Here is a 10089-nt window from a genome sequence, read left to right on the forward strand (position 1 = left end):
ACCCGGGAGAGCACCCCCGCCCCGTACGCACCCACCGCCGCACTCATCACCGGCAACGCCTGCGACAACACCAACTCAAGCTCCGACACCACCACACCCCCAGCACACCCGCCCGACACCACGTCAGTGCCCTGAAGCCAGCCTAACCACACCCCACCGGCCCACACCGCCGAACACCACCAACCGCACCCGAGAACAGGCAGCCCCCACCACCGCCCAAGGGACCATCGGCCGCCGATGCCGCGGCCTTAGCGCGCACATCAGCGCACGCCGACCGACGAACCCCGAAACCAGCGCACCGGGCAGCACCATAACCCGAGATCATGAGTCCAGACAGATCAGACCCTGGGCGCGGCCCGGCATGGTGGCCGAGCAGCTCAGACGTGCCCGGCGTGTAGACACGAATCTCTATGAATAGTTCTGCCGTTCATCTGGGCTGATGCGGCACTAGGACACGGTCTAAATCCACTGCGCATCAAGAGCCCGGCAGAGACTGGACCGGATCCGGCCGGAGTGCGGGGCGTACTTGCCGTCGAACGTGCCAGGTTGCCGGTACCGGGTTCAACTCGTCCATCTGACAAACCGTTACCGCGATGAGACCACCCGTGAGTGTCGTGAAGGCGCGAAGGTTGCCGACCGAGGCGTGTACGCCTCCGAACGACACCAACGATGGACACGAGCCCGCTGGCACCACTACCACACACGCCCCGCCCGCACGGCGCGACCACACGTATCAGTCTGCGAAGCCCGACTGCCGTACTAACCTCCGTCTTTCGCTATGGGCCTGCGCGGGTCGTTTGATCAGTATTCTGAGTTGGTTTTGGTGTGGTGCTGGGCGTGGGCATGGTGGAGGCCCGGCGCGGGTGGCCGGGTTCTCCGTGGTCTTTCGTGTCGCGGCGGGTGTGGAGATGTGGGCTTGTCAGCAGGTGATCGGCTGGGGCAGCGCGACCAGGCGGGCGAAGGCCGTGGCGAGCTGGTTTGCCCAGGGCCAGTGTTCTGCGATGCGTAGCCAGGTGCGGCGTTGGCCGCGGGTGATGCGGGCGGCGGCGTGAAGGAGCCGGTAGCGCAGCGTCTTGGGTTCGGCTTTGGCTAGGTCGCCGTCCAGCAGCAGGGTCTGGGTCCAGGCGAGCAGGTCGATGCCGGTCAGGGCGAGTTCGAGCCAGGCTGCGTTGATGGCGAACTGTCGGGAGGGGAAGCGGCCGAAGCCGGTGTCCTTGCCCGTGCGGATGCGGTCTTCGACGCGGGCGTGGGCGCGGTGGCGCGCGTCGAGCCAGGCCAGCGGTGCGCCGCCGGGCGGGGTGTCGGTGGCGATCAGCTGGTGGCGGTAGCCCTCGACGGTGTCGAACAGGTCCAGCTGGGCGCCGGGGTGCGGACGCTCGCGGCGCACGATGAACCTCGTGCCTTCGGGAAAGCCCGCGTCGGGTAGCAGTCCGGTCAGGTCGGCGACCTGCGCGCCGTCGCGCAGCTTGGCGTCGGCGTCGATCGCGCTGGACCAGGCCCGGGCCGGCAGCGTGCGGATCGCGGCGCGCACCTGCTCGTCGATCGGGGCGCCGACCGAGAAGCGGGCGTCCACCCCGCCGCCGCGCAGGGTCCTGATGTACTCCAGGAAGGCCTTGGTGCATCCGGCGGTGTCCGTCCTGATCAGGATGGGGGTGCCGTGCTGGTGCGCATCCGGGATCTGCGCGAGGGCCTGGTCGAGCACCGTGATGTGGTCGGCGGCGGTGTTGGACCCGGTCCGCCCGGGGCGCAACAGCGCGGACAGTGCCTCGTTCGTGTTGTCCAGGAAGCAGAAGATCGGGTGAAAGCCGAAGGTCTTCTTCCAGGTCGGCGTCGCATCCTGCTTCTCCGAGTGGCAGATCACGATGCTCGCGTCGATGTCCAACACCAGCCCGGGTATCACCCGGCCCGCGGCCCTGGCCTGTGGAAACTGTCCGCGTGTCTCGGCGTGCTGTGCCCAGGCGATCTCACGGGCTACCGCGCGAGCCGACCGTAGCCGGGACAGCGCCATGGCATCGATGCGATCCAGCACACGCCAGGCCGTGGCTGGGGACGCCACCTGCCCGAACAGCTCCGGCTGGTCGCGCAACACCGCCAGATCGCTGATCGCCTCGCCGCCGTCGGCGAGCGTCACCGCGAGGTCGGCGGCCACCCGGCCCGGGTCATGTCCGCCACCGCGCACCCTTGAGCCGGCCAGCGCTTCGCTGAGCGCACCGGTCAGGCCGGTGGCCTCGGCCAGATCGGCCAGCAGCCGGGCACCGGCGTGGGCGACCACGCCCCGCCCGTCGCACGTGACGGACAACCTCGGACGCGACGTTGTATTCTTCAACTGGAAAGTGCTCCCGCTTGGAACGTTCTGACCCTCGACAAGTCAGATCATCCCAGGTCAGGGAGCACTTCTGCGTTCCGGTATCAATATCCGGACTCGCCTCGTGAAACGGTCAGGCTAAGGAGCTGGATGGCGTTCAAGACCAGAGCTGTAGATTAATAAAAATGTCCCCAAAGCAGGCCCCAGGACCCATAACGCCAGCCAGCCACCCTTCCAGATCAGAAGACCAGCCGGCACTAACACGCCGCTCACAAAAAGGGCACCCGTGATAGGTAGTATGCCGCCAATTTTCGAACGCAGCTTGCGAGCCACCACTGACATCGTCCCCTTTAGAACCGGAACGCGGCGACGCACCTTCTCTACGATCCAATGACGTACCTTCGCTACGATCCAGCCTTGTAGGCTTCCAAGCCACTTCGTATTAACCTCAGAACGCGGCTCCACCACGCGGCCAAACATCAGCACAAATAGCGCAATCAAAAATATTCCAATACTATAGTTGGCATAGATAAATATGGTGCTCACATACGGGAATGGCCTTGAGTGCAGGAATGCCATCTCCGGACAAGTGATAATTGTCACGGCGAATACAAAGAGAGGAGCAGCCCATGGGTAATTATTGAGGTTACGTAGTAAGCATTCGTCTCTGTCCGAACGGGCTGTTTGCTGCGTGATCGCTGGTTGTGGCAGGGTTCTGTCTCGTGTCCGGGCTGGAGTCGCTCTCGCGTGAGGATCTGCTCACGCTGATCGCGATGCAGCAGCGCACGATCGAGGAGCTCAAGGCGCGGGTCGCGGAACTGGAGCGGCGGCTGGGGCGCAACTCCGGCAACTCCTCGATGCCGGTGTGCCACGAACGTGAAGGCGGTGCGCGGATGTAGAGCGTGCGTGCTGGAGCGATGCTACATGGGAGATGGAGGTAGGTCCTCCGGGGTCGGCTTGCAGGAGCAGGCCTCAAACCACCGCAAGCTGCGTCGGTGAATGAGCCGGGGTGGTGAGCGTTGCGGAAACGGCGTGCCGGTGAGCGCGTCAGGTATGGGTTACGAAGGCGAGCGAGAGCGAACCACTGTGGACGCGTCGTAAGAGAACTCGAGGACATCGAAACCGGGGTGGGTTTGCTCCGGGATGAGTCTGGGGGGTGCCTGCTGACTGCCCAGGCGGTGTCCGGCGTGGAGGTGGCGCGAGCGTGATCCGGGCTCTTGTGTGGAACGTGGGAACCCGTCGTCCTGGCGGTCCGGTCGGCTACAGCCGGCCGGGGGAGGGAGCGGCTCAAGTGGCGGAAACCATGAGGGCCGGAGTACCGATGCCGGACACGGGGGCGGATCGTCCCGTAGTAGCGGTGATGCCTGGTAATGCGGGCGGAGCGAAGGGGACGGGCCATCCTGGCTTGGTCGGCGGCCAACCGGAGCGCCCGGGAGGAGCCGGATGAGTGAGCCGAGGCCGAAACCGTTTGAGATCTCCAAGAAGGTCGTGTACATGGCCTACTTGAGGGTGAAGGGGAACCAGGGCGCGGCGGGGGTAGACCGGCAGTCGATCGAAGAGTTTGAGCGGGAGCTGAAAGGCAACCTGTTCAGGATCTGGAATCGGATGTCGTCGGGGAGTTATTTTCCCCCGCCGGTGCGCGCGGTGGAGATCCCGAAGAGCGGGGGAGGTATCAGGGTTCTTGGTGTGCCCACGGTCGCGGACCGTGTGGCGCAGACGGTGGCCTCGATGTATCTGGAGCGGAGGGTCGAGCCGATCTTTCATCCGGATTCGTATGGGTACCGCCCGAAGCGCTCGGCGCTGGACGCGGTCGCGGTGTGCCGGGAACGGTGTTGGAAGAGCGACTGGGTGATCGATCTCGACATTCGGGCGTTCTTCGACACGATCGACCATGATCTTCTTCTGCGGGCCGTGGCCAGGCATGCCACGGAGCCGTGGGTGCTGCTGTATGTGCGACGCTGGCTGGTCGCGCCGCTGCAGCGGCCGGACGGCGCTCTGGTGGCGCGGGAGCGGGGCAGTCCGCAGGGTTCTGCGATTTCCCCGGTGCTGGCGAACCTCTTCCTGCACTACGTGTTCGACAGCTGGATCGCCCGGAGGTTCCCGGGCGTGCAGTTCGAGCGGTACTGCGATGACGCGGTGGTGCACTGCGTCAGTGAGCGGCAAGCGCTACAGGTTCGCGACGCGATCGCGGCCCGCATGGCCGAATGTGGTCTTGAGCTTCACGAAGGCAAGACCAAAATCGTGTATTGCAGGGATGCGAACCGCCGTGGCTCGTATGGGCACGAGAAGTTCGATTTCCTGGGGTATACGTTCCGTCCGCGGCTGGCCCGGAACAAGCGCGGCGAGTTCTTCGCCAGCTTCTCCCCGGCGATCAGTGACGCGGCGGCCAAGCGGATCAGGAAGCAGATGCGGTCGTGGTGGTTGCACCGCCGTAGCGACCGGTCGCTCTCGGACCTGGCCAGGATGATCAATGCGGTGCTACGGGGGTGGATCGGGTACTACGGCAAGTTCCGTAAGTCCGGGCTCTATCCGCTGTGTCGGCACCTCAACGGGATTCTGGTGCGCTGGGTGCAGCGTAAGTACAAGCGGATGCGCTACTCCTCGAATCGGGCGCGGCAGTTCCTCAAGGAGGTCGCGCTGCGCGACCCGGGGCTGTTCGTGCACTGGCAGTTCGGGACGATGCCGTAGGCCGGGTGGTGGGAGCCGGGTGAATCGAGAGGTTCACGCCCGGATCTGAGAGAGCCGGGGGGTGAGAGTCCCCCCGGCCACTCGCCCCTTCCTCGGATTCCCCGTTCGTCAAGCCGGCCTCGCTGCGCAAGAAGGGTCAGCGCCGTCCCGGGCGCCCGGGCGGGCAGCCCGGGGCCACACTGGAGCAGGTCGCCGATCCGCGGCACACGGTGCAGTACGAGCCGGAGCTGTGTCACTCCTGCGGGTCGGGCCTGGCCGGGGCGGTGGAGGTCGGGCGCGAGCAGCGCCAGGTGTTCGACCTGCCCGAGCTCGCGCTTGAGGTGACCGAGCATCAGCTGATCGCGCGCCGGTGGCCGGACTGACCCGCGCCGAGTTCGCCGAACAGGCCATCGTGGCATTCGCGAAGGTCGCCGAGTACCAGGCGCGCGGCGTGGTCCACTTCCACGCCGTGATCCGCCTCGACGGGCCGGACGGCAGCGTGCCGCCTTCGTGGGCCACGGAGGCGCTGCTGGATCAGGCGGTGCGCAGCGCTGCCACAGCCACCAGCCTGATCACGCCGGGAGCGGCGGCCGTGCCGTCACGGGTGCTCACCTGGGGTCGTCAGATTGACGTCCGTCAGATCGGCGGGGGCGACTCCGGCGAGGTGTCGGACGCGACGGTGGCCCGCTACGTCGCCAAGTACGCGACCAAGAGCGCTGAGGCGGCAGGTGTCGAGCTTCGTCCGTTGGCGTGCCGTCGCTGCGCCGGGCATGGGACGGTCACGATCCCCGTTGTTGAAGAGCCGAAGTGCTGTCGTGCCACGGCACGGGGCGACGCGCCGATACCGCGGGTGATCTCGACGATCTGACGGCGCATGCTCGGGCGCTGATCGACATCTGCTGGCGGCTCGGCGGGATCGAGGAGTTGGCTGGCCTCAGGTTGCGGCTCTGGGCGCACATGCTCGGCTTCCGGGGTCATTTCGCGACCAAGTCCCGTTCCTACTCCACTACGTTCGCCGCGCTGCGCGCCGAACGCGCCGAATACAGCGCCGCCCGGACTCTGGATGCGATCGGCCTGCCGAACAACGACGCGGTGATCATCGTCAACGATTGGCGGTACGCCGGACGCGGACGACTGGCCGATCCGCCGACACCCGGTCCGGGCTCGTCCGAGTCGTCGTTCAGCCTGCTTGCCGCCGGGGGTGTGCGATGAGTCAGAGCTTTGACCTTCTCACGGTGCCGGAGGTGATGGCCAGTATGCAGATCTCCCGGCACAGCGTGTACCGGCTGATCCGGTCCCGGCAGCTGACTTCGGTGACGATCGGCCGGTCCCGGCGGATTCCCGTTGCCGCGCTGGCGGCGTTCGTGGTGTCGGCGTCGATGAGCGGTGGTGTGTGATGGCCGGGCAGCGTGGCAACGGCGAGGGCACGGTGTATCAGCGTGCCGATGGTCGGTGGGAAGCGGCCGGGTACATGCTTGCCTCCGACGGGACGCGCAAGCGGGTCCGGGTCTACGGAGCCACTCGCAAGGAGGCGTTCGACAAGCTCGCCGCGAAGATCACCGCGTCGAATCAGGGGATGCCGGTGGCGTCCCGTTCCGGTACGGTCGCGGAGTACCTGGCCTGGTGGCTCAAGACGGTCGCGTCACACCGGCTGCGTGCCACGACGTTCGCCACCTACGAGCGCTACGTGCGGCTGTATCTGATCCCCGGCCTCGGTCACAAGCGGCTGTCGGCCCTGAGCCCGAAGGACGTGCGGGAGTACCTGACGGCGGTGCGGTCAGTGTGCCAGTGCTGTGCACAGGGCTGGGACGCCCGCCGCGACGCGGAGACGAAGCGGAAGGAGTCCCGGCCGCGCTGCTGCGCGATCGGGCAGTGTTGCGGCAAAAGAATCTCGGCGGGCACGGTGGCCTATCTGCGGGCGATCCTGTCCTCGGCGCTGGCTCACGCGGTGGCGGAGGACGAACTGCCGCGCAATGTCGCCTCCTCGGCCAGGCACGGGACCTATCGCGCGGCGAACTTCGAGCCCTTGACCGCTACGGAAGCACGGCGGCTGCTGGCCGCCTCGCGTGGCTACCGTTTCGGCGCGGTGGTGGAGTTGGCGTTGCGGACCGGGCTGCGCAAGGGCGAAGCACTCGGGTTGAAGTGGAGCGACCTGGACTTGGATGCCAGCGTGTTGAACGTCCGCCGGACATTGCAGCACGATCCGGCAGGCGGACTGTCGTTCTATCCGACCAAGAACGAGTCCTCCGCACGGCGCATCCACCTGCCCGCCGAGTGCGTCAACTCCCTGAAACTCCACAAGGAGCGCCAGGACGCCGAGCGCGAGAAGGCAGGGGAGGCGTGGAAGGAGCACGGCCTGGTCTTCGCCAAGGTCAACGGGACGCCGATGGAAGGCAGTACTCTGACCCGGCAGTTCGGCAGGCTCTGCGAGACGGCCGGAATCCGACGCATCCGATTCCACGATCTCCGGCATTCCTGCACGACGTTGCTGCTGGAGCAGGGGGTGGAGCTGGTGACTATCAAGGAATTGTTAGGTCACGCGCAGATCCACACAACTGCTGACATCTACGCCCATGTGCGGCCCCGGTTGCAGCGCGACGCGATCGAGGCAATGGGCGACGCCCTGCGCGACAACGAAGGACCGGACGACGATGATCCGCCACTGGTCGGAGCCCGACGCCGATCCTGAAATGTCGCCCCGCGAGGCCCCGCCGGAACTCCGGCGGGGCCTCGCGGCATGACCGCCGCGAACAGGATGAGGCACAAGAGGTACCCGCATGACGTCCGGAATGGATACACTGAAGACACTAGAGGTACCGGCAACAAGTCGGGCGAGCCTGGAGGGACACAAGTCGATGACGACGATGGATCACGCACCCCGGCAGATAGCGGTCAAGGTGTCGCCCGCCGGAGACAAGTTGATCACCAGTGGCGCGAACTACCTGCACATGAGCAAGAAGGACCTGGTCGAGGAGGCTGTCCGGTTCTACCTGGACGCCCGCCGCGAGGAGATGCAGGCCGGGATGCGGGAACTGCTGCGCGAACTCGACGGCACTCGGGCCTCACGCGTGGCGATGCTCGCCGGGATGACGCGCGAGGAGCTTGATTCGGTCGGTGGCGTCGAGGAGGACGACTGATCGTGGCCGCAGAATCCGCCCGGCCGACGCTGCGCTGCCTGCGCGAGGACCTGGGACTGGCCCTCCCGCCGGTCAACCGGCCCCTGGACGAGATCGACCATCCGCTGATCCGCAAAGCCGCCGAGCGCTTCGCCGACCCGGACACCCCGCAGGAGCGGATCCGTGCGATTGACGACCAAGTCCTATTCAAGGTGAAGGTCCAGCGGTGGCGCGGCGCGGTCTGGGTCGAGGCGGACCTGCCGTGGCTGGTGGCCGGCGGGCAGCGCGAGGACGGCTCGCCCGACGACTTCTACGCCGCACTGGAATCCAGCGCGACTGCCGCCCGCGCCCGCTACAACGACGAACACGCGCCGCCGCTGACGACCTCGACCTACACCGGGCACCTTCTGCCGGGCCGGGAGGACGACCTGCGATTCCGGGCCGAGGATGCCGCCCGGGCCGAACGCCGGCTGCGCCCGATCGTCCACGATCTGGTCCGCGCGTCCCTGCTCGACGGCCACGAGCACGCCGTCATGCTCGACGGCGCCGCCCTGGGCATCCACGTCCAGGCCGACTCCGGCCACGAAACGTACGTCGCGATTCGGATCATCGGATCGGTGCCGAAACGTCTGGCCGCGACCATCGTCAGCATGGTCCCGGGCTGCGAGCCCGGCGCCTGGATGTCCGACTACGCCATGCCCGAACGGCCGATGGCACCCGAGGAACAGATCTGGTCCAACCTCATGGACCCCACCGAGGCCGCCAAGCTCCTCGACACAGACCCCTGACACGTCCGCCGCGATCTGCGCGACGTCCGCCGGTGTTGCCGTCAGCGTTGCCGTCAGACCGGCTCCGGCCACCTCGACAGAGCATGGTCGCCGAGAAAAAGACCAGGTAGAGGGCACTGCACCGAGTCGCGGATCCTATTCGCCCCGTAGTACGCGCACACGTACTATGTGGAGGCCGGAAATACGCCGGTATTGGTTCACAATGACAGTGACTGGCAGAGCACTTACATTCGGGCAGGCGATCTCGATGGCATGTACACTGAGGGGCAATTAACCCGGGACCCAGCCTCACAGTGGTATCACGAATATCTGAGTAATGAGGACTTGTTGAGCTCGATTAACGATGCTGGGCCGGGCGATGGGATCGCTGTATCCAACAATGGAACGATTCTTGGTGGTCACCATCGATGGGACGAGCTGAAGACGCGAATCGCTGACGGTAGAATCAAACCAGACACGCAGATTCGCGTCGACGTCTTTACTGGGGGGTGTAAATGAGTATTATCCGTTCAGCGGACCCTGACTTTCGCATCTGCCGGATCAACTTCGATATGCTTCTTGACCTTCAGGCGGAAGCGGAGGCCCAGGGCTGGGCGACGCGGTGGAGCTCGATAGATGCGCTCCGTGACCAGGTTGGCGAAGGGGCGATTCTCCTCCAGTCAATGATGCGTGAGGAGCGTGGAGGGGACCTCCGGGCTTACCGGTGCCTCGCGCTCTTTTCGATCGTGGATGGCAAAGGCGCTGGAGGAGTCGCAACCATCGATATTGCGCCAGCACGACTTGAGTCGATGGAGAGGCTCGATCGAGATCTTGATGTCCGAGACGCTCTAGTCCGGGTTTTCTCTCTCGCGCTGTGCGGGATTTCGACTGTCTCGAAGGCGTAGCCTTACTGCTTGCGATCGGCTGATAATCGAACCTATGTTTCGTGACGCCAGTTGGACTTTTTGTGTAACCAACTACGGGATGGTGTGACCTGCGGGATCGTCGGGGTCTGATGCAATGCCACTGAATGAAGCTCGATCAACCTCGATCCGTCAGGTGTAGCTGTTTCCTGATTCACCCCGTGGTCTGCCCGGTATGTCCCTCCGGGTGGTGGGACGGGCCGTCGCGTGTCGCTGCGGGCTGCGCCGGTTTCCACGGGGCCGGGTAGGGCTCGGTGTCCTTTCCGTGCTCGTCGGGGCGGGTTTCGGCTGGTCAGCCGGGTGCCGGTAGC

Annotated in this window: 11 protein-coding genes; 9 read left to right on the top strand and 2 right to left on the bottom strand. The window is 65.8% G+C overall.

Going from position 1 to position 10089, the window contains the following annotated elements:
* Positions 1 to 919 precede the first annotated feature (919 nt).
* Complete coding sequence (locus KGA66_RS25945; RefSeq protein ID WP_211471650.1) at positions 920 to 2326, bottom strand: IS1380 family transposase; 1407 nt, start codon at positions 2324 to 2326, stop codon at positions 920 to 922.
* Between the two features lie 117 nt (positions 2327 to 2443).
* Positions 2444 to 2884, bottom strand: a complete 441-nt coding sequence (locus KGA66_RS25950; RefSeq protein ID WP_211471652.1) for a hypothetical protein — start codon at positions 2882 to 2884, stop codon at positions 2444 to 2446.
* Between the two features lie 143 nt (positions 2885 to 3027).
* On the opposite strand from KGA66_RS25950, the gene KGA66_RS25955 reads away from it, so the two are divergent.
* From KGA66_RS25955 to KGA66_RS25995, 9 genes are all read left to right on the top strand, one after another.
* The gene (locus KGA66_RS25955) at positions 3028 to 3204 is read left to right on the top strand and encodes a DUF6444 domain-containing protein (RefSeq protein WP_211471654.1); all 177 of its coding nucleotides are present in this window, start codon (positions 3028 to 3030) and stop codon (positions 3202 to 3204) included.
* 544 nt (positions 3205 to 3748) lie between these two features.
* On the top strand, positions 3749 to 4993 hold the full coding sequence (gene ltrA, locus KGA66_RS25960; RefSeq protein ID WP_246508712.1) for a group II intron reverse transcriptase/maturase: 1245 nt from the start codon (positions 3749 to 3751) through the stop codon (positions 4991 to 4993).
* A gap of 209 nt (positions 4994 to 5202) precedes the next feature.
* Entirely contained in the window at positions 5203 to 5355 is a 153-nt protein-coding gene (locus KGA66_RS25965; RefSeq protein WP_211471656.1) for an IS66 family transposase zinc-finger binding domain-containing protein, read from the top strand.
* On the top strand, positions 5343 to 5840 hold the full coding sequence (locus KGA66_RS25970; RefSeq protein WP_211471658.1) for a replication initiator: 498 nt from the start codon (positions 5343 to 5345) through the stop codon (positions 5838 to 5840). Before KGA66_RS25965 ends, KGA66_RS25970 begins: the two co-directional genes overlap by 13 nt.
* Entirely contained in the window at positions 5780 to 6184 is a 405-nt protein-coding gene (locus KGA66_RS25975; RefSeq protein ID WP_312887077.1) for a replication initiator, read from the top strand. Before KGA66_RS25970 ends, KGA66_RS25975 begins: the two co-directional genes overlap by 61 nt.
* Positions 6181 to 6369, top strand: a complete 189-nt coding sequence (locus tag KGA66_RS25980) for a helix-turn-helix domain-containing protein (RefSeq protein WP_211471662.1) — start codon at positions 6181 to 6183, stop codon at positions 6367 to 6369. Before KGA66_RS25975 ends, KGA66_RS25980 begins: the two co-directional genes overlap by 4 nt.
* Positions 6369 to 7661, top strand: a complete 1293-nt coding sequence (locus KGA66_RS25985) for a tyrosine-type recombinase/integrase (RefSeq protein WP_211471664.1) — start codon at positions 6369 to 6371, stop codon at positions 7659 to 7661. The genes KGA66_RS25980 and KGA66_RS25985 overlap by 1 nt, the downstream gene beginning before the upstream one ends.
* A 166-nt stretch (positions 7662 to 7827) precedes the next feature.
* Positions 7828 to 8109, top strand: a complete 282-nt coding sequence (locus tag KGA66_RS25990) for a hypothetical protein (protein ID WP_211471666.1) — start codon at positions 7828 to 7830, stop codon at positions 8107 to 8109.
* A 2-nt stretch (positions 8110 to 8111) separates the two neighbouring features.
* Positions 8112 to 8876: a hypothetical protein gene (locus KGA66_RS25995; protein WP_211471668.1), complete on the top strand. Its 765-nt coding sequence runs from the start codon at positions 8112 to 8114 to the stop codon at positions 8874 to 8876.
* Positions 8877 to 10089: the final 1213 nt, after the last annotated feature.

The organism is Actinocrinis puniceicyclus, assembly GCF_018283645.1.
Classification (GTDB): Bacteria; Actinomycetota; Actinomycetes; order Streptomycetales; family Catenulisporaceae; genus Actinocrinis; species Actinocrinis puniceicyclus.